Origin of the sequence: Caballeronia fortuita, from assembly GCF_001544835.2 — a bacterium.
In the GTDB taxonomy this organism is placed as follows: Bacteria; Pseudomonadota; Gammaproteobacteria; order Burkholderiales; family Burkholderiaceae; genus Caballeronia; species Caballeronia fortuita.
Genome location: NZ_FCNX02000005.1, coordinates 134014 through 159900, shown reverse-complemented (window position 1 = coordinate 159900; position 25887 = coordinate 134014). Strand labels below are relative to the sequence as shown.

Here is a 25887-nt window from a genome sequence, read left to right as displayed (position 1 = left end):
GCGGGCCGGCACTCGTAGCAGGCTCGCGATGACCGTCGAGTTCACAGTCATCGCTGTCGCTCAGGCAAAGAGCGTTTCGTACTGCTCGGCGGAAAACCCGAGCGTCTTCACGCGCCCGTTCACCACCAGGACCGGCCGCTTGATGATCGACGGCTTGTGGATCATCAGCGCGATGGCGCCGTTGGTCGTGTCCGCTTCGGCCTTGTGCACGTCGGACAGGCCGCGCCACGTCGTGCCGCGCTTGTTGATGAGCTGATCGAGCGAGACATCCTTCAGCCAGTCCTGCACGAGCTTCTCGTTCACGCCGGCCTTCTTGAAGTCGTGGAACTCGAACGGCACGCCGTGCTCTTCCAGCCACACGCGCGCTTTCTTCACGGTGTCGCAGTTCGGAATGCCGTAGACGACGGTGGTAGCGGTGCCTCGTGCCAAGATCAGTCGCCTCGCAGCAGTTCGTTCAGGCCAACCTTCGCGCGCGTCTTGGCATCGACCTTCTTGACGATGACCGCGCAGTACAGGCTATGCGAGCCGTCCTTCGACGGCAGGTTGCCCGCGACGACGACCGAGCCCGCCGGAATGCGGCCATAGCTCACCTCGCCGGTTTCGCGGTCGTAGATCTTGGTCGACTGGCCGAGATAGACGCCCATCGAAATGACGGAATTCTCTTCGACGATCACGCCTTCCACCACTTCCGAGCGCGCGCCGATGAAGCAGTTGTCCTCGATGATGACCGGGTTCGCCTGCAACGGCTCCAGCACGCCGCCGATGCCCACGCCGCCCGACAGATGCACGTTCTTGCCGATCTGCGCGCACGAGCCGACGGTGGCCCACGTATCGACCATCGTGCCTTCGTCGACATAGGCGCCGATGTTCGTGTACGACGGCATCAGCACGACGTTCTTTGCGATGAACGAGCCGCGGCGCGCGATGGCCGGCGGCACTACGCGAAAACCGCCCGCGGCGAAATCTTCGGCGGTGTAGTTCGCGAACTTCGAGGGCACCTTGTCGTAGAACTGGGAGTAGCCGCCGGCGGGCATCGGCGCATTGTCTTCCAGACGGAACGACAGCAGCACGGCCTTCTTGAGCCACTGATTCACGACCCATTCGCCATCGCGCTTCTCAGCGACGCGCATCTGGCCGTGATCGAGTTGCTCGATTGCATGCGCGACGGCTTCGCGGACTTCGGCGGACGCGGCCTTCGGCGAGAGCTCGGCGCGGTTTTCCCAGGCGGTATCGATGATGCTCTGAAGTTGTTGCGACATAGTTGATATCAAGGATGGGTAGTTTTGGACCGGCAACGCTGTCAGGACGCGAGCGTGCGGCAGAATTCGACGATGCGGCGGGCGCCTTCGACACATTCCCCGGTTTCGGCGACGAGCGCGATACGCACGAAGCCTTCGCCCGGATTCGTGCCGTGCGCGGTGCGCGCGAGAAAAGAGCCCGGCAGAACCGTCACATTATAGTCGGCGTACAGGCGCGCCGCGAACTCGGTATCCGTAAGCCCGGTGCCCGAAACGTTCGCCCAGAGGTAGAACGCGGCGTCGGGCAGACGCACGTCGAGCACGTTGGCGAGCATCGGCGTGACCGTCTGGAATTTCTTCAGATACTGCGCGCGATTGTCGCGCACGTGCGTTTCATCCTGCCACGCGGCGACGCTCGCGCGCTGAAACACCGTCGACAGCGCCGCGCCGTGATACGTGCGGTAGAGCAGGAAATCCTTGAGGATCGACGCATCGCCCGCGACGAATCCCGAGCGCATGCCCGGCACGTTCGAGCGCTTCGACAGGCTCGACAACATCACCAGACGATCGAAACTTCGATCGAGCAGGCGCGCGGCTTCGAGGCCGCCGAGCGGCGGATTGGCCTCGTCGAAATAAATCTCCGAATAGCACTCGTCGGACGCGATCACGAAGCCGTGCCTGTCCGACAGCGCGAACAGTTCGCGCCAGTTCTCGAGCGTGAGCACGGCGCCCGTCGGGTTGCCCGGCGAGCATACATAGAGCAGTTGCGTGCGCGCCCAGATGTCCTCGGGCACGGTCGAGTAATCGCACGCGAAGTTGCGCGCCGGATCGCTGTTGACGAAGTAAGGCTCCGCGCCCGCGAGCAGCGCCGCGCCTTCGTAGATTTGATAGAACGGGTTCGGACAGAGTACGATGGGCGGTTCCGCGGCGCCGGCCGCGCGGCTGTCGATCACGGTTTGCGCGAGCGCGAAGAGGGCCTCGCGCGAGCCGGACACGGGCAGCACTTCGGTTGCCGGATCGATCGATTCGAGTCCGTAGCGCCGCATCGCCCATGCCGCGATGGCGCGGCGCAACGGCTCGCTGCCGAGCGTCGCGGGATACAAGGCGAGGCCGTCGAGCGAATCGATCACGGCCTCGCGGATCAGCGCGGGCGTAGGATGCTTCGGCTCGCCGATGCCGAAGCTGATCGGCGTGAATCCGGCGCGCGGCTCGATGCCTTTGAAGAGCACACGGAGCTTTTCGAACGGATAAGACTGAAGTTTCTCGAGAAGTGGATTCACGGCGTGACCGGTGAGCAGTGGACAATGCGCGCGAGGCATGATCGAAGCACGAAGCAAGAAGCGCCTGCGAGCGCGGCATCGAAGGAATCGAACGGACGTGAAACGAACTCACGATTATAACGCGTGGTGCCGCACCGGAAAGCGCAGGCGGCGCGCTGCACGAAGGGCAAAAGAACGAACGATGCGGGACGCAACACAAGGGCAATCGCAATGACCGGCGGCGTGCGCAATGCCTGGCCGACGCTCGCCATCATGCTCGGCGCATCGGTGTGGGGCCTCGTCTGGTATCCGATGCGCATGTTGGCCGCAATGGGCCTCTCCGGCACCGCCGCGAGCGCGACGACGAGCGCCGCCGCGTGCGTCTTCGTGCTGCTCGCGAAACGCCGCTCGATCAGCACGCTGTCGTGGCACTGGCTGCTCGTCGGGCTCGGCGTGGCGGCGGGCGTGACCAACATCGGCTTCGTGTGGGGCGCGATCCACGGCCAGGTGATGCGCGTCTTGCTGCTCTTCTATCTGACGCCCGCGTGGACCGCGGTCTTCGCGCACTTCATCCTGAAGGAACGTCTGAGCCGCGCCGACGCCGCGCTGTCACTGCTCTCGCTCGCGGGCGCGGTGACCATGCTCTGGTCGCCGAAGCTCGGCCTGCCGCTGCCCGCCAATCTCGCAGAATGGGCCGGCCTCATGGGCGGCATGGGTTTCGCGATGAGCAACGTGCTCGTCGTCAAGGTCACGCGCACGCTGCCCGCGATGAAGCCCGAGATGCGCACCGCGGTGATCTTCGGCGGCGCGGCGCTCATCGCGTCGATCGTCACGCTGTTCGAGCCGATGCCCGCGCCGCCCGCCGCCGCGCTTTTGCCAGCCGTGACGGCCATCGTGATCGGGCTCGGCGTCGTGCTCGCCGGCAACAACATGATCGTGCAGCTCGGTCTCGCGCGCGTGCCGGCCAATCGCGCGTCGATCATCATGCTCTTCGAACTCGTCGTCACGGCGCTCTCCGCGTGGCTCTTCGCGGGCGAGGTTCCTGGCCCGCGCGAATGGGCGGGCGGCGCGTGCATCGTGGTGGCCTGTGTGTTGTCGGCGTGGGTGCATCGCCCGCGCGCGGCGCGCCCGGCAGCCGTGGCCGACACGCCCGGCATCGTCGACGGCGTGCCGGAAAGCAAAAAGAAATCGACTCGCGCGATGGTATGATGGTGTCCGCTTTTGCCGGGCCAGTTGATGGACTAGTTGATGAGCCAGATATTGGCGCTTCACTGCCGCGCGGCCGGGAAACGACGGGACGCGCTGCGGCCTGTCCGCTATATATTCTCCGTCACTCTTTCAAAACAGCGATATCGCCGTGCGTCTGACCTCGATAAAACTCGCTGGCTTCAAATCCTTCGTCGATCCCACGCATTTCCAGGTCCCCGGCCAGCTGGTCGGCGTCGTCGGGCCGAATGGCTGTGGCAAGTCCAACATCATCGATGCCGTGCGCTGGGTGCTCGGCGAATCGCGCGCCTCCGAGTTGCGCGGCGAATCGATGCAGGACGTGATCTTCAACGGCTCGACCGCGCGCAAACCCGGCAGCCGGGCGAGCGTCGAACTCATTTTCGATAACGGCGACGGCCGCGCCGCCGGTCAGTGGAGCGCCTACGGCGAGATCGCCGTGAAGCGCGTGCTGACGCGCGACGGCACCTCCAGCTACTACATCAACAATCTGCCCGCGCGCCGTCGCGACATCCAGGACATCTTCCTCGGCACCGGTCTCGGACCGCGCGCGTACGCGATCATCGGGCAGGGCATGATCGCGCGCATCATCGAGGCGAAGCCCGAAGAGCTGCGCGTGTTTCTCGAAGAGGCCGCGGGCGTGTCGAAGTACAAGGAGCGCCGCCGCGAGACCGAGAACCGGCTGCACGACACGCGCGAGAATCTGACGCGCGTCGAAGACATCGTGCGCGAACTGTCGACGAATCTCGAGAAGCTCGAAGCGCAGGCGGTCGTCGCGACGAAGTACAAGGAACTGCAGACCGAAGGCGAAGAGAAGCAGCGCCTTCTGTGGCTTCTGCGCAAGAAGGAAGCGGGCAACGAGGCCGAGCGTCAGCAGCGCGCGATCCGCGAGGCGCAGGTTGAACTGGAAGCGCAGACCGCGCGTCTGCGCGAGGTCGAGGCGCAGCTGGAAACGCTGCGCGTCGCGCACTACAGCGCGAGCGACACAATGCAGGGCGCGCAAGGCTCGCTCTACGAAGCCAATGCCGAAGTGAGCAGGCTGGAGGCGGAGATCCGCTTCATCGTCGAATCGCGCAATCGCGTTCAGGCGCAGATCGCCGCGCTCACCGCGCAGCGGGAGCAGTGGCAGGTGCAGGCGCAGAAGGCGCGCGACGAAATCGACACCGCGACCGAAGCGCTCGCGGAAGGCGAGCAAAAGGCGGCCATCGCGCAGGAAAACGCCGCCGCTCAGCACGACGCGCTGCCTGCGCTCGAAGCCCGCTGGCGCGATGCGCAGGCGCAACTGAACGAAGAACGCGCGGGCATTGCGCGCGCGGAACAGGCGCTCAAGCTCGAAGCGGCGCATCAGCGCAACGCGGATCAGCAGCTTCAGCAATTGCAGCAGCGTCAGGAACGCCTGAAGAGCGAAGCGAGCGGACTGGACGCGCCCGACGAAGCGCATCTCGAAGAGTTGCGCATGCAGCTTGCCGAGAACGAAGAGATTCTCGCCGAAGCGCAGGCGCGTCTCGCCGATGCACAGGAAACCGTGCCGCGCCTCGACGCCGAACGCCGCGCCGCGCAAGAGCGCGTGCAGAAGGAGAGCGCGCAGATCCATCAGCTCGAAGCGCGTCTCGCCGCATTGAAGCAGCTTCAGGAAAGCGTGCAGACCGAAGGCAAGATCCAGCCGTGGCTCGACAAGCACGAGCTCGGCGCGCTGCCGCGTCTGTGGAAGAAGCTGCACGTCGAGACCGGCTGGGAAGCGGCGCTCGAATCCGTGCTGCGCGAGCGTCTTGCTGCGCTCGAAGTATCGAATCTGGATTGGGTCAAGGCCTTCGCCACCGATGCGCCGCCCGCCAAGCTCGCGTTCTTCTCGCCGCCGGTCGCGGGCAAGCCGGTCGAAGCGCCGCAGGGCTTGCGCGCGTTGCTGTCGCTGGTTCGCATCGACGATCCGGGCCTGCGCGCCGTGCTCAACGAATGGCTCGCGACGACCTTCGTCGCCGACGATCTCGCAACGGCGCTCGCTTCGCGCAATCAGTTGCCGGATGGCGCGACGTTCGTCGTGAAGGCAGGGCATATCGTGACGCGCGTGGGCGTGCAGCTCTACGCGCCGGACTCCGAACAGTCGGGCATGCTCGCGCGTGCGCAGGAAATCGAGAACCTCACGAAGCAGGTGCGCGCGCAAGCCTTACTTTCCGATGAAGCCAAGGCCAACGCCGTGCGCGCCGACGCCGCCCATACGCAAGGTTCGCAGACGCTCGCGGAAGCGCGCGCTGCCGCCGAGCGCGCGACGCAGCGCGTCCACGCATTGCAGCTGGATGTGCTCAAGCTCGCGCAGGCGCATGAGCGCTATACGCAGCGCAGCACGCAGATCGGCGAGGAACTCGAAGAGATCGCCGCGCAGGTCGACGAGCAGCGTGCATTGCGGGCCGAATCGGAAGCCGCGTTCGAGCGTCACGACGGTGAGATCGCGCAATTGCAGGCGCGTTTCGAAGACAACCAGCTTGCGTTCGAATCGCTCGACGAGGAACTCACGAACGCGCGCCACGAACTGCGCGAACTGGAACGCGCCGCCAGCGACGCGAGCTTTGCCGTGCGCGGGCTCGCCGCGAAGATCGACGAATACAGACGCAACATCGAGACGGCGCACGATCAGAGCGAGCGCATTGCGGGCACGCTGGAAGACGCGCGCGCCGAACTGGAAACCATCAACGAGCAGACGGCGCAGACCGGCCTGCAGGACGCGCTCGAAGTGCGCGCGGCGCGCGAGGAGTCGCTGCATGCGGCGCGCGTCGAACTGGAGGATCTGACCGCGCGTCTGCGTCAGTCCGACGAGCAGCGCCTCTTGGCCGAGCGCTCGCTGCAGCCGCTGCGCGACAAGATCAACGAATTGCAGTTGAAGGAGCAGGCCGCGCGCATCAGCGGCGAGCAGTTCGTCGAGCAGTTGCAGGCGGCGGGCGTCGACGAAGCCGAACTCGCCGAAAAGCTCACGCCGGACATGAAGCCGTCGTATCTGCAAGGCGAAGTCACGCGTCTGAACAACGCGATTACCGCGCTCGGCCCCGTCAACATGGCCGCGCTCGAAGAGCTCGCGGCTGCAACCGAGCGCAAGCATTTCCTCGATGCGCAATCGGCCGATCTGAACGACGCCATCGGCACGCTCGAAGACGCGATCCAGAAGATCGACCAGGAAACGCGCGCGCTCCTGCAGGGCACGTTCGACGAGGTGAATCGTCACTTCGGCGAGCTGTTCCCGCGGCTTTTCGGCGGCGGCCAGGCGAAGCTCATCATGACCGGCGATGAAATTCTCGACGCCGGCGTGCAGGTCATGGCGCAGCCGCCCGGCAAGAAGAATTCGACGATTCACCTGCTTTCGGGCGGTGAAAAGGCGCTGACCGCGACCGCGCTCGTGTTCGCAATGTTCCAGTTGAACCCCGCGCCGTTCTGTCTGCTCGACGAGGTCGACGCGCCGCTCGACGACGCCAACACGGAACGCTTCGCGAACCTCGTGCGCGCGATGGCTGCCAAAACGCAGTTCCTGTTCATCTCGCACAACAAGATCGCGATGGAAATGGCGCAGCAACTGATCGGCGTGACGATGCAGGAGCAGGGCGTGTCGCGCATCGTGGCGGTCGACATGGAAGCGGCGGCGGGCTTCGCGCAGAACGGCTGAAGCCCGGCGTCTCGCCGGTTTGAAATATGAGTGACGCCGGACGACGTTCCGGCGACGTGCGTCATGGCGCGGAGTGCGCGCATCGGCCGGACGGCGCGATGCGTGCGACAGATCGCGCGGCGCTTCGTAACCTAAAAGGATGATGGAGCCTGCATGGACGAGTTGACACTCGGTTTGGTTGGAGCCGGAGCCGTGGTGGTGGGCGGCGTGGTCGTGTACAACGCGTGGCAGAGCGCGAAGGTGCGCCGCAAGATGCCGCGTCCGATGCCCGACGAAGCGGCCGATGCGCTCGCTCGCCAGGAAACCGACGACGAGCAGCCGTTCATCGAACCGGTGCGCCAGTCGCGGCGCGAGCCGGTCGCGGGCGAGGTCGACGCCGAGCCGCGCGATGTGCGCGTCGAGCCGAGCTTCGGCGCGGCGAACGAGGAGACGGCGGCGGTTCCCGTTGCCCCGGCCGACACGGCCGTCGATCTGCAGGCGGAGGCCACGTCGGCCAACGGCGTTTCCGACGAAGCGCAGAGCATGCCCGAAGACGAACGCACCGAGCCGGTGATGCCCGCCGCGACCACGATTTCGTCGACGCCGCCGGCGGTCGTCGACCGGCGCATCGATTGCGTCGTGCCGATTCGCCTCGCCGCGCCGGTAGCTGGCGATCGCGTGATTCCGCTCGCGCAGCGGCTGCGTCGCGCGGGCACGAAGCCCGTGACGATCGAAGGCAAGGCGGAAGGCGAGAGCACGTGGGAACTGCCGCGCAACGGCGTGCGTTACGACGAACTGCGCGCGGCCGCGCAGCTCGCGAACCGCAGCGGCCCGCTCAACGAGCTTGAATTTTCAGAGTTCGTGACGGGCGTGCAGCGCCTCGCCGATGCCATCGACGGCGCACCCGAATTCCCCGACATGATGGAAACCGTCGGCATGGCGCGCGAGCTCGACGCGTTCGCCGCGCAATGCGACGCGCAGCTCTCGATCAACATCCTCTCCGATGGCGCGCCGTGGTCCGCGAACTACGTGCAGGCGGTCGCATCGCAAGACGGCCTGCTGCTCTCGCGCGACGGCACGCGCTTCGTGAAGCTCGACGCCAAGCAGAATCCCGTCTTCATGCTCCAGTTCGGCGACACAAACTTCCTGCGCGACGACCTCACCTACAAGGGCGGCCAGATGATCACGCTGGTGCTCGACGTGCCCGTCGCCGACGAGGACATCCTGCCGTTTCGCCTGATGTGTGATTACGCGAAGTCGCTGTCGGAGCGCATCGGCGCGCGGGTCGTCGACGATCAGCGCCGGCCCTTGCCGGAATCCGCGCTGCTTGCCATCGAAAAGCAGTTGATGACGCTTTATGCGAAGCTGGAGCAGGCGGGCATTCCGGCTGGCTCGCCCGCGACGCGCCGTCTTTTCAGCCAGTAATTCCCGCTGCGCGCGACGCAACGCGCGTTCCGCCGACCCATGATCGCGCCCCGGCCGGGGCGCTTTTCTTTGCGTGCGCGCTGCCGCACCGGCGCGCGTACTTAGGCCATTCGGCCGACGCCACGATTTACCGATCTTCTGAGACAATCGAACGGTCGGTTGACTGACTTACCTACTTTTCCGAAGCCGCATGTCCGCCAAAACAAAAGCCGAATCCGCCGCCACCGCCAAGTCGGGCGCCGCCGTGCCCAGCGCCGATCGTCCGGCCGAGCGCGCGGCGTGGCTGCGCGCGGAACTCGAGCGCGCGAACTATGCGTACTACGTGCTGGATCAGCCGGATTTGCCCGACGCGGAATACGACACGCTCTTCAAGGAGCTTCAGAGCATCGAGACCGGGCACCCGGATCTCATTACGCCGGATTCGCCGACGCAGCGCGTGGGCGGCGAAGTCGCCGAAGGTTTCACGCCTGTCGTTCATGACGTGCCGATGCTCTCGCTGAACAACGGTTTCGCGGACGAAGACATCGCCGCATTCGACAAGCGCGTGTCCGACGCGCTGGGCCACGCGAGCGTCGAATATGCGTGCGAGCTGAAGTTTGACGGCCTCGCCATCTCGCTGCGCTACGACGACGGCCGCTTCGTGCAGGCCGCGACGCGCGGCGACGGCGCGACGGGCGAAGACGTGACGGCCAATGTCCGCACCATCCGCTCGATTCCGCTCACGCTCAAGGGCAAGAACCTGCCCAGGCGGCTCGACGTGCGCGGCGAAGTGCTGATGTTCAAGCGCGATTTCGAGCGCCTGAATGCGCGTCAGCGCGACGCGGGGCAGCGCGAGTTCGCGAATCCGCGCAATGCGGCGGCGGGCGGTCTGCGCCAGCTCGATCCGAAGATGACCGCGCAGCGTTCACTGTCGTTCTTCGCCTACGGCATCGGCGTGCTGGACGGCGCCGAGATGCCGGCCACGCACGCGGCGCTGCTCGATTGGTACAAGGAAATGGGCTTGCCGGTGAATGCGGAGCGCGCCGTGGTCGAAGGCGCGGACGGCTTGCTCGGCTTTTTCCGCAAGATCGGCGAGAAGCGCGAGAAGCTGCCGTACGACATCGACGGCGTGGTCTACAAGGTCGATCGCCGCGATGAGCAGGACAAGCTCGGCTTCGTGTCACGCGCGCCGCGCTTCGCGCTCGCGCACAAGTTTCCGGCGCAGGAGGCGCTGACGGAACTGCTCGCCATCGACGTACAGGTCGGGCGCACGGGCGCGATCACGCCGGTCGCGCGTCTCGCGCCGGTGTTCGTCGGCGGCGCGACGGTCACGAACGCGACGCTGCACAACGAGGACGAAGTCCGTCGCAAGGACATCCGTATCGGCGATACGGTCACCGTGCGCCGCGCGGGCGACGTGATTCCCGAAGTCGTCGGCGCGATTCTCGAGCGCCGTCCCGCCGATGCGCGCGAGTTCGTCATGCCGACCGAATGCCCGGTTTGCGGCTCGAAGATCGAACGTCTGCCGGACGAGGCGATCGCGCGCTGCACGGGCGGGCTTTTTTGTCCCGCGCAGAGGAAGCAGGCGCTGTGGCATTTCGCGCAGCGCCGCGCGCTCGACATCGACGGGCTGGGCGAGAAGATCATCGACCAGCTGGTGGAACAGAATCTCGTGCGCACGCCCGCCGATCTTTTCCATCTCGGCTTCTCGACGCTCGCGGCGCTCGACCGTTTCGCCGACAAATCGGCGCAGAATCTGATCGATTCCCTGGAGAAGGCGAGCAAGACGACGCTCGCGCGCTTCATCTACGCGCTCGGCATTCGTCACGTGGGCGAATCGACGGCGAAGGATCTGGCCAAGCACTTCGGTTCGCTCGATCCGATCATGGCGGCGTCGGTCGAAGAGTTGCTAGAAGTCAACGATGTCGGTCCGATCGTCGCGGAGGCGATTCACAATTTCTTCAGCGAAGAACACAACCAGCATGTAATCGAGCAGTTGCGCGCGAAGGTGTCGTGGCCGGAAGGACCCCCCGCGCCGAGAGCGCCGCAAGGCGTGCTGGCGGGCAAGACCGTCGTGCTGACGGGCACGCTGCCCACGCTGTCGCGTGAGGAAGCGAAGGAAATGCTGGAAACGGCCGGGGCGAAGGTGGCCGGCTCGGTATCGAAAAAGACCGACTACGTCGTAGCGGGCGCCGAAGCGGGCAGCAAGCTCGCGAAAGCCGAGGAACTCGGCGTTCCGGTTCTCGACGAAGACGGCATGCGTAAGCTTTTGGAAGGAGTTACTCCATGATTCGCGAAATCCTGAAGATGGGCGATCCGCGCCTGTTGCGCATCGCGCAGCCGGTCGAGCATTTCGACACGCCCGAATTGCACGCGCTCGTGCAGGACATGTTCGACACGATGCGCGACGCGAACGGCGCGGGCCTCGCCGCACCGCAGATCGGCGTCGATCTGCAGGTGGTGATCTTCGGCTTCGGGCAGAACGAGCGCTATCCGGATGCGCCGTCGGTGCCCGAGACGGTGCTCATCAACCCGATCATCATGCCGAACGGGCACGACATGGAGGAGGGCTGGGAAGGATGTCTCTCCGTGCCGGGTTTGCGCGGCGCGGTGCAGCGTTTCTCGATGATCCGCTATCAGGGCTTCGATCAGTACGGCAACGCCATCGAGCGGCTCGCGGAGGGCTTTCACGCGCGCGTCGTTCAGCACGAATGCGATCACCTGATCGGCAAGCTCTATCCGATGCGTATCACCGACTTTTCGAAGTTCGGGTTCACGGAAGTGCTATTCCCCGGACTCGATCCGGCGCGGGACGAATGAGTCCGCGCGGTTTGCATCGCGAAGAATAGTCTGAAAACGAAAAGCCGCTCTCGCAAGGAGCGGCTTTTTCGTTACGCCAACGTTTTCGGACTGCCGCTAACGTCGGGTTGACGGAAGAGCGCGACGTGCTCCGGATTCGCGGATGCCTGCAGGCGCCCATCGGGCAGCCGGGCGATCACCATTTCACCGATGCCGGGACTCATCACGACGACTTCGTCGCGCAGAGCGAGCAGCGTTTCGAGCCGTCGTCGGCCGCTCACGATTTCCAGACCGGTTCCCGTATCACGAACGATGATTTCAACTGACATGGCGATTCTCCATCAATGTCGTTCAATGCTGCTGATCCTACTGATCCTGCTGCCCTGCGTTCCTCGGCGAAGTGAGCGCCCCGCGCATCCGCCTGTCAGGTGTATCGGATCGATGAAACATTTTCTTTAGCCAAAAAGCGGTCGAAAACGAAAAGGCACGATCGGGACGGCATCGTGCCTGTTTAGTGCTGAAAACGTGGTGTTTTTGCGACGCAACATCCGGCTGCGCGCACGATCGATCGGACGTGCGCGCAGTCGCAGGTCTGCTTAGAAAGTCTCGTTCGGGCCGAGATAGCGCCACTGACCCGGCGGCAGCGCGCCGAGCGTGACTCGGCCCATGCGGATGCGCTTCAGGCCGACGACGTCCAGCCCGACCAGTTCGCACATCCGGCGAATCTGCCGCTTCTTGCCTTCGCGCAGCACGAAGCGCAGTTGCTCGCCGTTCTGCCAGCTCACTTGCGCCGTCTTGAGCGCGACGCCGTCGAGTTCGAGGCCGTGACGCAGGAGCGCGAGCTTCTCGGCGGGCAGATGCTGATCGACATCGACTTCATGCTCGCCGTAGCGCACGCGCACGAGGTATTCCTTGTCGACTTCCGAGTGGCCGCCGATCAGTTGCTTCGCGATCCGGCCGTCCTGCGTGAGCACGAGCAGGCCAGTGGAATCGATATCGAGCCGGCCGGCCGGCGCGAGCGTGCGCAGATGGTTGGGCGCGAAGCGGATGCCCGAGTGGTCTTCATTCCAGTGATTGGCCGGGTTGATGAGCGTGACCGCGGGTTCGTAGCCGTCTTCCGCTTGACCCGACACGTAACCCACCGGCTTATGCAGCAGGATCGTGACGAGGCGCGCCTGCGCGGAATGCGCGGCGGGCAGGATTTCGATTTCCTGCGTCGGACGGATGCGCGTGCCGAGCGTATCGATGACGACGCCATCGACGAGCACCCAGCCTTTCTCGATCCATTCGTCGGCTTCGCGGCGCGAGCACAGGCCGAGTTCCGACATGACCTTGGACAGGCGCACGAGGCCGTCGTTGTGATCGCGGTGTTTCGGCGCGGACTCGACGACACGCGCGGCGGGCTGCGGCGCGGGCTTGCGTTCTTCGCGCGGCTTGAACGTACGGTCTTCAGCCGATTTGCGCGGGCCACGTTCATTGAACGCAGGACGTGAGTCATCGCCACGCGGCTTGAAGGGGCGACGTTCATCGCCGTGCGGTGCGGGCCGTCCTTCGAACGACTTGCGCGGACCACGTTCGCCGAACGCAGGACGCGAATCATCACCACGCGGTTTGAACGGGCGACGTTCATCGCCGCCCGCCGCCGACCGTCCCTCGAACGACTTGCGCGGACCACGATCGTTAAACGGAGGACGCGAATCGTCGCCACGCGGCTTGAACGGGCGACGTTCATCGCCGCTCGGTGCGGGCCGTCCTTCGAACGACTTGCGCGGGCCACGCTCGTTGAACGGAGGACGCGAATCGTCACCACGCGGTTTGAACGGACGACGCTCATCGCCGCTCGGTGCAGAACGTCCTTCGAACGACTTGCGCGGACCACGCTCGCCAAACGCAGGACGCGAATCATCGCCACGCGGTTTGAAGGGGCGACGTTCATCGCCGCTCGGTGCAGAACGTCCTTCGAACGACTTGCGCGGGCCACGTTCATTAAACGCAGGACGCGAATCATCACCACGCGGTTTGAACGGGCGACGCTCATCGCCGCCCGCCGCCGACCGTCCTTCGAACGACTTGCGCGGACCACGTTCGCCAAACGCAGGACGCGAATCGTCGCCACGCGGTTTGGACGGACGACGTTCATCGCCGCTCGGTGCGGGCTGTCCTTCGAACGACTTGCGCGGGCCACGTTCGCCAAACGCCGGACGCGAATCATCGCCACGCGGTTTGAACGGGCGACGCTCATCGCCGCCCGCCGCCGAGCGTCCCTCGAACGATTTGCGCGGTCCACGCTCGTTAAACGGAGGGCGCGAATCATCACCACGCGGCTTGAACGGGCGACGTTCATCGCCGCCCGCCGCCGATCGTCCTTCGAACGACTTGCGCGGACTACGCTCGCCAAACGCCGGACGCGAATCGTCGCCACGCGGTTTGAACGGACGACGTTCATCGCCGCTTGGCGCCGATCGTCCTTCGAACGACTTGCGCGGACCACTGCCCGAACGCGAATCATCGCCACGCGGCTTGAAAGCGCGTGGTTCACGCGGCGCATCACCGCGCTTCTCGGCAGGCTTGTCCGTCCGCTTGGGACGCGTCTCTTCCGGCGCGCTCGGGCGAACGGGCTTGCGCCCCGTGGTCGTGCCGGTCCGAACCGGCGAGCGCGCCGCCGATGTCGGACGCGGATGTTTGGCTGTCAGTTTGACGCGCATAAAGTCTCAGGCTGCGATCGCGCGCAGCAGTTCGGTTTCCACCTGGATCTGGGTGCGGTTATTCGACAAGCTCTTGCCGTCGAGCAGGAACACGTCCTCGACGCGTTCGCCGAGCGTGTTGATCCGCGCCGCCTGCACGCCGATCCGGTGTTGCGCCAGCACGCGCGCGATCGAATAAAGAAGGCCCTGCCGGTCGTTGGCCGACACGGACAGGATGTAGTACTGGCCGCGGTCGTCGGGACGCAGGTCCACGCGCGGCGTAATCGGAAACGTGCGCACGAGCCGCGATACACGGCCCTTCGACGGTTCCGGGAGAATGCGCTCGTCCGTCAGCAGCGCGGCGAGTTGCTGCTCGACGAGATTGGCGATGTCGCGATAACTTCCGTCGTGATCCGGATGGGCGACGAGGAAGTTGTCGAGCGCATAGCCGTGGCGCGTCGTCGTCACGCGCGCATCGAGCACGGACAGACCGTTCTTGTCGAAGTACGCGCAGATGCCCGCGAAAAGATCGGGCCGATCCTTCACGTAGACGAGCACTTGCAGCGCCGCGCCGATCGGCGAGGGCCGCGCGCGCACGATCGGCGCCTCGCTCGTGACGTGCCGGTAGAGCACGCGCGTCTGCCACGCGATATCGGCGGGATCGTGACGCAGGAAATAGCCGACATCGAGCTGATCCCACAAACGCTCTTGCGCGCCATCCGGCACGGTTTCGAGGCGCAGCAGGGCGAGCGCCGCTTCCTGACGCGATTTGAGTTCCGAATGCGTATCCGGCTGCGCGCCGCCGAGCACTGCCTGCGTCGCGCGGAAGAGGTCCTCGAGCAGCTTGCCTTTCCAGTTGTTCCAGACCTTCGGGCTCGTGCCGCGAATATCAGCGACCGTCAGCAGATACAGCGCCGCGAGCCGCCGCTCCGTTTTCACGACGGACGCGAACTGCTTGATGACCTCGGGATCGCTCGTATCCTGCTTTTGCGCGACCTGGCTCATCGTCAGATGCTGCTGCACGAGCCACACGACGAGCTCACTGTCTTCGCGTCCGATGTCGTGCTCGCGGCAGAAGCGGCGGGCGTCGGCCATGCCGAGCGTCGAGTGATCGCCGCCGCGTCCTTTCGCGATGTCGTGAAAAAGCGCCGCGACGTACAGCACCCACGGGCGTTCGAAGTTGCCCATCAACTGACTGCAGAAGGGATACTCGTGCGCGTGTTCCGCGATCGCGAAACGCCGCAGATTACGCAGCACCATGAGGATGTGCTGATCGACGGTATAGACGTGATACAGATCATGCTGCATCTGTCCGACGATGCGCCGGAAATTCAGCAGATATCGCCCGAGCACGCTCGTCTGGTTCATCAGTCGAAACGCGTGCGTGATGCCTTCGGGCTGCTTGAGAATCTCCATGAAAAGCCGGCGATTCTCAGGATCGCGCCGCCAGTTGCGGTCCATCAGATCGCGTGCGTTGTAGATCGCGCGCAGCGTCCGAGCGGAAAATCCCTTGATGCCGCGCGTCTGCTCGTACAGCAAAAATGCTTCGAGAATGGCGTGCGGCTCGCGCTCGAAAACATCGTCGTCGGAAATTTCGAGCATGCCTTGCTTCTCGACGAAGCGCCCGGAAATCACGCGCGTGACGCCGCTCGTCGACGGGAAAAGCTGCGCCTCGACGTTCTGGATCAGGATGGTCGCGAGCTGCGTGACGGCCTTCGCCGCCCAGTAGTAACGGCGCATCAGCTGCTCGCTCGCGCGCTTGGCATCGGTCGCCTCGAAGCCGAAACTTTCCGCGAGCGCCGTTTGCAGATCGAACACGAGAATGTCCTGCCGACGCTTCGCGATCACATGAAGGCGCGCGCGCAACGCCTTGAGAAAGCCCTCGTTGCGACGCAGCTCGCGCGCTTCGCGTTCGGTGATGAGGCCGCGTGCGTCGAGTTCGCGCCAACTGCTGCCGAAACCCGCCGCGCGCGCGATCCACAAGATCAGTTGAAGATCGCGCAGCCCGCCTGGACTTTCCTTGATGTTCGGTTCGAGGCTGTACGGCGTGTCCTGGAACTTCGCGTGCCGCTGGCGCATTTCCAGCACTTTCGCTTGAAAGAACGCGCGCGGATCGAGCGTCTCGCGGTAGCGCGCCGAAAAGCGCTGAAAAAGCTGCGGATCGCCACAGATGCGCCGCGCTTCGAGCAGCGAGGTCTGCACGGTGATGTCGTTGCCCGCCTCGGCGATGCATTGCTCGACCGAGCGCACGCTGCTGCCGATATCGAGCCCGAGATCCCACGCCATGCCGATGAATCGTTCGACGCGGCCGTTCAGCGATGCATCGTCGGACGCGAAATCCGGCAGCAGCACGAGAATGTCGACGTCGGAGTAGGGCGCAAGCTCGCCGCGCCCATAGCCGCCGACCGCGACGAGCGCCGCGCCTTCGGGCATGTCGCACGCGGACCACGCGCCTTTGAGCGCGTCGTCCGTGGCGCGGCCGAGCGCGTGCATCAGCGGCTCGACGTTCGATGTCGACTGGAAGCGTTCGATGAGCGCCGTCTTCGCCGCCTTGTAGGCAGCGCGCAGCGTTTCACAGGGCGTGGCGACGGCGGCGATGACGCTCATGAATTCGCGGAAGAGATGAGGTGAGGGCGCGCCTGCCGGAAAGCAAAGCGCGCGGGAAGAGGGTCAGGCCGTCGCCGCGATCAGGTGCGAAGGCGCTTGCGTGCCCGCCGAAACGGTCAGCACTTCGTAGCCGGTCGGCGTGACGAGCACCGTGTGCTCCCATTGGGCCGACAGACTGCGGTCGCGCGTCTTGACGGTCCACTGGTCCGGCATCGTGCGGATTTCGCGGCGGCCGGCGTTGATCATCGGCTCGACGGTGAAAATCATGCCCGCCTGCAATTCGATGCCCGTGCCCGCGCGGCCGTAGTGCAGCACTTGCGGCTCCTCGTGAAACACCTGGCCGATGCCGTGGCCGCAATATTCGCGCACGACGCTGTAGCCCTGCGATTCGGCGTGCTTCTGGATCGCCGCGCCGATATCGCCGAGATGCGCGCCGGGGCGCACCTGATCGATGCCGAGCCACATGCAGTCGAACGTCGTCTGCACGAGGCGCTTCGCCAGAATCGACCCTTCGCCGACGATGAACATGCGGCTCGTATCGCCGAAATACCCATTCTTGATGACGGTGATGTCGATATTGAGCGCGTCGCCGTTCTTCAGCACTTTCTCGCCGGGAATGCCGTGGCAGATCACGTCGTTGACGGAAATACACGTGGCCTTCGGATACGGCGGATAGCCGGGCGGCTGGTAGTTCAGCGGTGCGGGAACGGTGCCCTGTTCTTTCACCATGTATTCGTGGCAGAGGCGATCGAGTTCTTCGGTCGTCACGCCGGGAACGATATGCGGCGTGATGAAATCGAGCACTTCGCTGGCGAGCCGGCAGGCGATGCGCATTTGCGCGACATCGTGTTCGTTTTTCAGCGTAATGGACATGACTTGGCCCGGAATTGCGTGCATGCGGCAGTGAGCCGCGAAAGCGGCATTATCGCACCTTAAGAATTGCGCCGCACCCGGATAGTTGGGGACGAGCGGCGCGGCGGCAAGCTTCGGCCAGCGGCGCGCCCCGAGTCGGTTCGGTTATGCGGCTTGAGCCGGTCAATCCTCACATGCTATACTCTAGGGCTAAGTCGTAATCCATATTGCCGTCGCGATGTCATAAGAGAATCTCGTAACAATCTCGGCGGCATTGGCGGATCACGCCTTGGAACTGATAGTCAAGTCGATACGCAAGCCGGCGCACCCAGGGTGTCCGGCGTCCGGAAGCGGAAGAACCGCAAAAAACCGGGCGCGGGATGCGGCAGCCGGCTTAAGACCTAACCCTCGCGGAGAATTTTCATGGCAGTCACGATGCGTCAAATGCTGGAAGCCGGTGTCCACTTCGGTCACCAAACGCGCTTCTGGAATCCGAAGATGGCCCCGTACATCTTCGGTCATCGCAACAAGATTCACATCATCAACCTCGAAAAGACCCTGCCGCTCTACAACGACGCGCTGAAGTACGTGCGCCAGTTGGCAGCGAATCGCGGCACGATCCTTTTCGTCGGCACGAAGCGCCAGTCGCGCGACACGATCGCTCAGGAAGCCGCGCGCGCCGGCATGCCGTTCGTCAACGCCCGCTGGCTCGGCGGCATGATGACCAACTTCAAGACGCTGAAGGTGTCGATCAAGCGCCTGAAGGACATGGAAGCGGCGCTGGAATCGGGTGAAACCGAGCGCATGAGCAAGAAGGAAGCGCTTCTGTTCGAACGCGAAATGGTCAAGCTGCAAAAGTCGATCGGCGGCGTGAAGGACATGGGCGGCATTCCGGACGCGATGTTCGTCATCGACGTCGGCTACCACAAGATCGCCGTCACCGAAGCGAAGAAGCTCGGCATTCCGGTCATCGCCGTGGTCGACACGAACCACTCGCCGGAAGGCATCGACTACGTGATCCCGGGTAACGACGACGCATCGAAGGCCGTCGCGCTGTACGCGCAGGGCGTCGCCGACGCGATCCTCGAAGGCCGCGCGAATGCGGTGAACGACGTGGTCCAAGCCGTCCGTAACGGCGAAGGCGACGAGTTCGTCGAGGTCAACGCAGAGGCGTAATCGAGCCCTGTGGCCGACAAAAAAGGGGGCTTTGCAAAAGGCCCCTTTTTTTTAGTCGGCGCAACGCAAGTTCGAATTTTTCCTGTCGTGGGCGAGTCGTAGAGCCGGCGGCATGTATCAAACAGACTCAAGGAGCGAATGATGGCGGCAATTACCGCAAGCATGGTGGCAGAACTGCGCGCGAAGACCGATGCGCCGATGATGGAATGCAAGAAGGCGCTGACGGAAGCCGACGGCGACATGGCGCGCGCGGAAGAACTGCTGCGCGTGAAGCTCGGCAACAAGGCGAGCAAGGCGGCATCGCGCGTGACGGCTGAAGGCATCGTCACGGCGCACGTCGAAGGCGGCGTGGGCGCGCTCGTCGAACTGAACTGCGAAACCGACTTCGTCGCGAAGAACGACGACTTCCTGGCCTTCGGCAAGACGATCGCCGAACTGGTCGCGAAGAACAATCCGGCCGACGTCGCCGCGCTGTCGGCGCTGCCGCTGGAAAGCTCGACGGTCGACGCCGTGCGCCTCGCGCTCGTCGGCAAGATCGGTGAAAACCTGTCGATCCGCCGCTTCGTGCGTTTCGAAAGCGCGAACAAGGTGGCGTCGTACCTGCACGGCACGCGCATCGGCGTGCTGGTCGAGTTCACGGGCGCGGACGAGCAAGTCGGCAAGGACGTTGCGATGCACGTCGCCGCGATGAAGCCGGTCTCGCTGTCGTCGGACGAAGTGCCGGCCGACCTGATCGCGAAGGAGCGCAGCATCGCCGAGCAGAAGGCCGCCGAGTCGGGCAAGCCGGCGGAAATCGTCGCGAAGATGGTCGACGGTTCGATCCAGAAGTACCTGAAGGAAGTGTCGCTGCTGAACCAGCCGTTCGTGAAGAACGACAAGCAGACGATCGAGCAATACCTGAAGTCGGCGGGCGCGTCGGTGCAGAAGTTCGCGCTGTTCGTCGTCGGTGAAGGCATCGAGAAGCGTCAGGACGACTTCGCGGCCGAAGTGGCGGCGCAAGTCGCGGCGGCAAAGCAGTCTTAAGGCTTGCTTTCGGCACGCTAAGGCTCTTTTAAGGCGCGTGTGCTGTCATCGCGGCCACGCGTCGAGCCCGCGGCATCAGCAGCGGATTCGTCCGCCGCAGTATTCAGCGATCCGGTTCGCACGAGCAGCGGGCGCGGCAGATCAGGGAAAACCCTGACTTGCCGCGCCCGCCGCCCGATCCGGCCCGCTTGCGGTAAGTAATGTTTCACCCCTACAGTTCTACGTTGTTGCAACCCTCCTCGGCGCGATCGGAAACTCATATGCCCACAGCCTACAAACGCGTACTCCTCAAACTCTCCGGCGAAGCCCTGATGGGCGACGATGCTTTCGGCATCAATCGCGCAACGATCGAAAGGATGGTGGCGGACGTCGCGGAGGTGGTGCGCATCGGGACGCAACTGGCCGTCGTGATCGGCGGCGGCAACATCTTCCGCGGTGTCGCGGGCGGCGCGGCCGGCATGGACCGCGCGACCGCCGACTACATGGGCATGCTCGCCACGATGATGAACGCGCTCGCGCTGCAGGACGCGATGCGTCACGCGGGCATCGAAGCGCGCGTGCAATCGGCGCTGCGCATGGATCAGGTCGTCGAGCCGTACATCCGCCCCCGCGCGATCCGCCAACTGGAAGAGGGCAAGGTCGTGATCTTCGCGGCCGGCACCGGCAACCCGTTCTTCACGACCGACACGGCCGCCGCCTTGCGCGGCTCGGAAATCGGCGCCGAAGTCGTGCTGAAGGCGACGAAGGTCGATGGCGTATACTCCGCCGACCCGAAGAAGGATCCGCACGCAACGCGCTACAGCACGATCAGCTTCGACGAGGCGATCGGCAAGAATCTTCAGGTGATGGACGCCACCGCTTTCGCGCTGTGCCGCGACCAGAAGCTGCCGATTCGCGTGTTCTCCATCACGAAGCCGGGCGCGTTGAAGCGCATCGTGCAGGGCGACGACGAAGGTACGCTCGTCCACGTGTAAACTCTTGCGATAACGCGCGCCGCGCGGCGGGCATGAGCCCCGCGCGTCAGTGCGCCGCGTTTCGCCGGTAAAACCCAGGTTTGGAGGTTCAAAATGAGTGTGGCTGACATCAAGAAAGGCGTCGACCAGAAGATGCAGCGGTCGATCGAAGCGTTCAAGGCGGATCTCGCCAAGATTCGCACGGGCCGCGCGCACACGGGGCTGCTCGACCACATCCAGGTCGACTACTACGGCTCGAACGTGCCCATCTCGCAGGTGGCGAACATGACGCTCGTCGATGCCCGCACGATCGGCGTGCAGCCCTGGGAAAAGAAGATGGTCGCCGTGATCGAAAAGGCGATCCGCGAGTCGGATCTCGGTCTGAACCCGGCCACGCAAGGCGATCTGATCCGCGTGCCGATGCCCGCGCTCACCGAAGAGCGCCGCCGCGAACTCACCAAGGTCGTAAAGAGCGAAGGCGAGACCGCGAAGGTCGCCGTGCGCAACCTGCGCCGCGACGCGAACGATCAACTGAAGAAACTCGTGAAGGACAAAGAGATTTCCGAGGACGACGAGCGCCGCGCAAGCGACGAAGTGCAGAAGTTCACCGACAAGTTCGTTGCCGAGATCGACAAGCTCGTTCAGACCAAAGAAGCCGAAATCATGACGGTGTGAGGCCGTAAAGACGGTCCTGTCAGTCCGGAGCGTGCATGCTGCGGGCTGACCTTCACCCCTTCAGATTCCCAGATTCAGCGGCCATGACCTATACCAGCTCTACCGTTACCGTGCCCGATGTCGCGGCTGTCCCGCGTCACGTCGCGATCATCATGGACGGCAATGGCCGATGGGCGACCGAGCGGCGTCTGCCGCGCGTCGCCGGTCATACGCGTGGCGTCGATGCGGTCCGCGCGACCGTCGAAAGCTGCGCGCGGCGCGGCGTCGAATTCGTCACGCTCTTCGCGTTCAGTTCCGAAAACTGGCGGCGCCCGACCGACGAAGTGTCCTTCCTGATGCGCCTGTTCGTGACCGCGCTCGAGCGCGAAATCGGCAAGCTGCACGCGAACGGTATCCGTCTGCGCGTGGTCGGCGACATCGCCATGTTCGACGACCGCATCCGCGCGCTCATCCAGCGTGCCGAAACCAAGACGGCCCGCAACACGCGCCTCACGCTGACCATCGCCGCCAACTACGGCGGGCGCTGGGACATCATGCAGGCGACCAGGAAGCTCATCGCCGAATCCCTCGAAAAGGGCGTGCCCGCGCGCGTGGACGACGAATCGTTCGCCGAGCACCTCGCGATGGCCTACGCGCCGGAGCCGGATCTCTTCATCCGCACGGGCGGCGAGCAGCGCATCAGCAACTTCCTGCTGTGGCAGCTCGCATACACCGAGTTCTATTTCACCGACATCTACTGGCCCGACTTCGACGCCGGCGCCCTCGATCGCGCGATCGCGTCGTACGGCGACCGCGAACGCCGCTTCGGGCGCACGAGCGCGCAGCTCGCCTCCCAATCGCAGAAGGCCGACACCCTTTCATGCTAAGAACCCGTGTCATCACGGCAATCGTCCTGCTCGCGGTACTGGTGCCGATCACGCTGTTTGCGCCGATCGGCGCGTTCGGCGCGCTCATCGGCTTCGTCGTCGTGTTCGCGGCGTGGGAATGGGGGCGGCTCCTCAAGCTGAACGGCGCGGGGCCGGTGGCGTATGCGCTGATCGCAGGGCTCGCGCTCATTTTCAGCACGTTTCTCGGCATCAAATCGACACCGCTGTATCAGATGGCCGGCATTTTCTGGGTGCTGGCCGGTCCCTACGCGTTGCTGCGCAAGCCGACGCTTGCCGCGCACGCGTGGCGCGCGTTCCTGCTTTTCGCCGGGATTGTCGTGTTTCTCGCGTGCTGGCATGCGGTCGTCGATGCGCGCACGCGCGGCGTCGCCTTCGTGCTATCGCTTCTGCTAGTAGTCTGGCTGGCTGATATAGGCGCATACTTCGCCGGAAAAGCGCTTGGCCGCCATAAACTCGCGCCGTCGATCAGCCCCGGCAAGACTTGGGAAGGCGCGGTCGGCGGATGGCTCGCGGTCATCGTCATCGGCGCGCTCGCCGCCGCCACCGGCTTTTATGCGCCCACCGTATTCACGGCCTTCGTCGGGCATCTCGGCTGGGATCGCTCGTTCGTCGCGCTTTCCGTGCTAGTCGCGTTTAGCGTCGTCGGCGACCTGTTCGAGTCGCTGCTCAAGCGCCAGGCGGGCGTCAAGGATTCGAGCGGCCTCCTGCCGGGTCACGGCGGCGTCCTCGACCGCATCGACGCATTGTTGCCTGTATTGCCGATCGCGCTGCTCATGCTTGGCTAATCGGCTAGAGAAGAATTTATGCAAACACGTCTCACATTGCTCGGTTCCACGGGCTCGATCGGCGACAGCACGCTCGACGTCGTCGCGCGGCATCCGGACCGCTTCTCGGTCTACGCGCTCACCGCTCATCGCAACGGCGACAAGCTCGTCGCGCAATGCCTGAAATTCCAGCCCGAAGTGGCGGTCGTCGGCGACGCCGAAACGGCCGCGCGCGTCGCGGCCGCGTTGCGCGCGCAAGGCTGCAAGACCGAAGTGGCGCACGGCCCCGAAGCGCTCGTCGAAGTGGCGCGCGCGGCGCAGTGCGACACGGTCGTCGCGGCCATCGTCGGCGCGGCGGGCTTGGCGCCCACGCTGGCCGCTGCGCGCGCGGGAAAACGCATCCTGCTCGCGAACAAGGAAGCGCTCGTCATGTCGGGCCAGATTTTCATGGACGCGGTACGCGACAACGGCGCGATCCTGCTGCCGGTCGACAGCGAGCACAACGCCGTGTTCCAGTGCCTGCCGCCCTGCGCGGACAAGGAAGCGAAGCTGCACGGCGGCGTCGCGAAGATCATTCTCACGGCATCGGGCGGCCCGTTCCGCACGCGCGAACCCGCGTCGCTCGTGAACGTCACGCCCGAAGAGGCCGTAAAGCATCCGAACTGGGCGATGGGCCGAAAGATCTCCGTCGATTCCGCAACGATGATGAACAAGGGCCTCGAAGTGATCGAGGCGCACTGGCTGTTCGATCTGCCCGGCTCGCGCATCGAAGTGCTGATTCATCCGCAAAGCGTGATTCATTCGATGGTGTCCTACGCCGACGGCTCGGTGCTCGCGCAACTGGGCAATCCCGACATGCGTACGCCGATCGCGCACGCACTGGCGTATCCTGATCGTGTCGATTCGGGTGTCGCGCCGCTCGATCTCGCACAGATCGCGACACTCACGTTCGAAAAGCCCGACTTTGCGCGCTTCCCGTGTCTTGCGCTCGCCATCGAAGCGCTCGAAGCGGGCGGCATCGCGAGTGCGGCGCTGAACGCGGCGAATGAAATCGCCGTGGAAGCGTTCCTCGAGCGGCGCATCGGTTTCATGGCGATCGGCGACGTGGTGGATCGCGTGCTGAACGCGCTGCCGAACACGAGCGCCGCGACGCTCGCCGACGTCCTCGCCGCGGATACCGACGCGCGCCGCCTCGCATCCCGTTTCGTCGCAGAGCTCACCGCGAGCGCGCCAGGCGCCGAACCCATCGCCCATTGAGGCCGTCATGAACTTTCTGACCGAAATCGTCGCCTTCGTCGTCGCGATAGGCGTGCTCGTCGTCGTCCACGAATTCGGTCACTACAGCGTCGCGCGACTGTGCGGCGTGAAAGTGCTGCGCTTTTCGGTCGGCTTCGGCAAGCCGCTCGTGCAGTGGGTGAACAAGAAGACGGGCGTCGAATGGACGATCGCGGCGTTGCCGCTCGGCGGCTACGTGAAGATGCTCGACGAGCGCGAGGTCGATCCCGAAAGCGGCACCAGAATTCCCGACGAGGACCTGCCGCGTGCGTTCAACCGGCAGAGCGTCGCGAAGCGCATCGCGATCGTCGCGGCGGGGCCGATCGCCAATTTCGTGCTGGCCATTGTGCTGTTTTCGGCGGTTTTCGCGGGCGGCGTGACCGAGCCCGCGGCAATCGTCTCGCAGCCCGCACCCGATACGGCAGCCGCACGCGCGGGCTTCGAAGGCGGCGAAACGGTTCTTTCGATGCGCGACGCGCAAGGCGGCGAGACGCATCCGATCCGCTCGTGGTCCGATCTGCGCTGGAAGATGCTCGACGCGTCGTTCGATCATCGCCGCGTCGTGCTGACGGCGAAGACTCGCGAGGGCACGTTCGATTTCCCGGTCGCGGTCGGGGGCATCACCGATGCCGGAGCCGAGCAGGACTTCATGGACAAGCTCGGCTTCGCACCGGGCGGCGGCACGCTGACGGTCGCGGGCGTCGAGGCGGGCAGCGCGGCGCAGAAAAGCGGCTTGAAGCCGGGCGACACGCTGCGCGCGATCGACGGCCGCGGCATCGAAAACGCGACGAATTTCATCGACTACGTGAAGGCGCACGGCGGCAAGCCGGTGACGCTCACGATCGAGCGCAACGGCAAGCGAGATGCGGTGCAGATCGTGCCGGACGTGAAGCGCGATGCATCGACGGGCAAGGACGTCGGCCGCATCGGCGCGGCGCTCGCTAATCAGCTGCCGACGGTGGACGTGCGCTACGGTCCGCTCGAAAGCCTGCGCCTGGGCGTGAATCGCACGTGGGATATCAGCCTGTATTCGCTGCGCATGTTCGGGCGCATGATCACGGGCGAGGCATCGCTCAAGAATCTCTCGGGGCCGGTCACGATTGCCGACTATGCCGGCAAAAGCGCAAGACTCGGCGCGACGGCCTTTATTTCGTTTATCGCACTCGTCAGCATCAGCCTCGGAGTGTTGAACTTGTTACCGATTCCGGTTCTGGACGGTGGGCATCTGTTATATTATTTGGTTGAGGCTGTTACCGGCAAAGCCGTATCCGACCGCTGGCAGCTTGTTCTGCAAAGGGCGGGCCTGGTCTGCATCGTCGCGCTTTCGATGATCGCACTGTTCAATGATCTCGCTCGCCTGATTCGTTTTTGATCCACTTTGACAATTTCTGGCGGCGTCTTTCGAGCGACCGCCGGAACGAATGCAGCTTTAAATACTG

General features: G+C 64.6%; 20 protein-coding genes. 13 read left to right on the top strand and 7 right to left on the bottom strand.

The window, feature by feature from the left end; all coding sequences use genetic code 11:
* Positions 1-60 precede the first annotated feature (60 nt).
* Genes AWB77_RS11710 through dapC form a run of 3 tightly spaced genes read right to left on the bottom strand, consistent with a single transcriptional unit; the run spans position 61 to position 2518 of the window.
* Positions 61-429 (bottom strand): ArsC family reductase, encoded by a 369-nt coding sequence (locus AWB77_RS11710; protein ID WP_061134601.1) that lies wholly within the window; start codon positions 427-429, stop codon positions 61-63.
* Positions 430-431: 2 nt separating this feature from the next.
* Entirely contained in the window at positions 432-1259 is an 828-nt protein-coding gene (dapD, locus tag AWB77_RS11705; protein ID WP_061134600.1) for a 2,3,4,5-tetrahydropyridine-2,6-dicarboxylate N-succinyltransferase, read from the bottom strand.
* A 41-nt stretch (positions 1260-1300) separates the two neighbouring features.
* Positions 1301-2518 (bottom strand): succinyldiaminopimelate transaminase, encoded by a 1218-nt coding sequence (dapC, locus tag AWB77_RS11700; protein WP_061134802.1) that lies wholly within the window; start codon positions 2516-2518, stop codon positions 1301-1303.
* A 210-nt stretch (positions 2519-2728) separates the two neighbouring features.
* Between dapC and AWB77_RS11695 the strand changes: the two genes are divergently transcribed.
* The 5 genes from AWB77_RS11695 (at position 2729) to def (ending at position 11573) form a co-directional block, all read left to right on the top strand.
* Positions 2729-3706 (top strand): DMT family transporter, encoded by a 978-nt coding sequence (locus AWB77_RS11695; protein WP_061134801.1) that lies wholly within the window; start codon positions 2729-2731, stop codon positions 3704-3706.
* Positions 3707-3854: 148 nt separating this feature from the next.
* On the top strand, positions 3855-7370 hold the full coding sequence (gene smc / locus AWB77_RS11690) for a chromosome segregation protein SMC (protein WP_061134599.1): 3516 nt from the start codon (positions 3855-3857) through the stop codon (positions 7368-7370).
* A gap of 153 nt (positions 7371-7523) precedes the next feature.
* Complete coding sequence (locus tag AWB77_RS11685) at positions 7524-8774, top strand: cell division protein ZipA C-terminal FtsZ-binding domain-containing protein (RefSeq protein ID WP_061134598.1); 1251 nt, start codon at positions 7524-7526, stop codon at positions 8772-8774.
* 190 nt (positions 8775-8964) lie between these two features.
* On the top strand, positions 8965-11043 hold the full coding sequence (ligA, locus tag AWB77_RS11680) for an NAD-dependent DNA ligase LigA (RefSeq protein ID WP_061134597.1): 2079 nt from the start codon (positions 8965-8967) through the stop codon (positions 11041-11043).
* Positions 11040-11573: a peptide deformylase gene (gene def / locus AWB77_RS11675; protein WP_061134596.1), complete on the top strand. Its 534-nt coding sequence runs from the start codon at positions 11040-11042 to the stop codon at positions 11571-11573. The genes ligA and def overlap by 4 nt, the downstream gene beginning before the upstream one ends.
* A 71-nt stretch (positions 11574-11644) precedes the next feature.
* Here the strand turns inward: def and AWB77_RS11670 are convergent, their stop codons facing one another.
* From AWB77_RS11670 to map, 4 genes are all read right to left on the bottom strand, one after another.
* Complete coding sequence (locus AWB77_RS11670) at positions 11645-11881, bottom strand: hypothetical protein (RefSeq protein WP_061134595.1); 237 nt, start codon at positions 11879-11881, stop codon at positions 11645-11647.
* A 267-nt stretch (positions 11882-12148) separates the two neighbouring features.
* Positions 12149-14257, bottom strand: a complete 2109-nt coding sequence (locus tag AWB77_RS11665) for a pseudouridine synthase (protein ID WP_061134594.1) — start codon at positions 14255-14257, stop codon at positions 12149-12151.
* 6 nt (positions 14258-14263) lie between these two features.
* Positions 14264-16843, bottom strand: a complete 2580-nt coding sequence (locus tag AWB77_RS11660) for a [protein-PII] uridylyltransferase (protein ID WP_061134593.1) — start codon at positions 16841-16843, stop codon at positions 14264-14266.
* 63 nt (positions 16844-16906) lie between these two features.
* Entirely contained in the window at positions 16907-17716 is an 810-nt protein-coding gene (gene map, locus AWB77_RS11655) for a type I methionyl aminopeptidase (protein ID WP_061134800.1), read from the bottom strand.
* 402 nt (positions 17717-18118) lie between these two features.
* Between map and rpsB the strand changes: the two genes are divergently transcribed.
* The 8 genes from rpsB to rseP all read left to right on the top strand — a co-directional run bounded on the left by rpsB (position 18119) and on the right by rseP (position 25820).
* Entirely contained in the window at positions 18119-18871 is a 753-nt protein-coding gene (rpsB, locus tag AWB77_RS11650; protein ID WP_008350088.1) for a 30S ribosomal protein S2, read from the top strand.
* A 141-nt stretch (positions 18872-19012) separates the two neighbouring features.
* Positions 19013-19894, top strand: coding sequence for a translation elongation factor Ts (gene tsf / locus AWB77_RS11645; RefSeq protein ID WP_061134592.1), 882 nt, complete (start codon positions 19013-19015; stop codon positions 19892-19894).
* A gap of 260 nt (positions 19895-20154) precedes the next feature.
* A complete protein-coding gene (gene pyrH, locus AWB77_RS11640) occupies positions 20155-20868 on the top strand; it encodes a UMP kinase (protein WP_008350086.1) in 714 nt (237 codons plus the stop codon).
* Positions 20869-20961: 93 nt separating this feature from the next.
* The gene (gene frr, locus AWB77_RS11635; RefSeq protein ID WP_061134591.1) at positions 20962-21522 is read left to right on the top strand and encodes a ribosome recycling factor; all 561 of its coding nucleotides are present in this window, start codon (positions 20962-20964) and stop codon (positions 21520-21522) included.
* 83 nt (positions 21523-21605) lie between these two features.
* On the top strand, positions 21606-22388 hold the full coding sequence (gene uppS, locus AWB77_RS11630; RefSeq protein ID WP_061134590.1) for a polyprenyl diphosphate synthase: 783 nt from the start codon (positions 21606-21608) through the stop codon (positions 22386-22388).
* Positions 22382-23194, top strand: a complete 813-nt coding sequence (locus AWB77_RS11625; protein WP_061134589.1) for a phosphatidate cytidylyltransferase — start codon at positions 22382-22384, stop codon at positions 23192-23194. The genes uppS and AWB77_RS11625 overlap by 7 nt, the downstream gene beginning before the upstream one ends.
* A gap of 18 nt (positions 23195-23212) precedes the next feature.
* Positions 23213-24430, top strand: a complete 1218-nt coding sequence (locus AWB77_RS11620) for a 1-deoxy-D-xylulose-5-phosphate reductoisomerase (RefSeq protein WP_061134588.1) — start codon at positions 23213-23215, stop codon at positions 24428-24430.
* A gap of 7 nt (positions 24431-24437) precedes the next feature.
* Positions 24438-25820 (top strand): RIP metalloprotease RseP, encoded by a 1383-nt coding sequence (rseP, locus tag AWB77_RS11615; RefSeq protein ID WP_061134587.1) that lies wholly within the window; start codon positions 24438-24440, stop codon positions 25818-25820.
* The last annotated feature ends 67 nt before the right edge of the window (positions 25821-25887 follow it).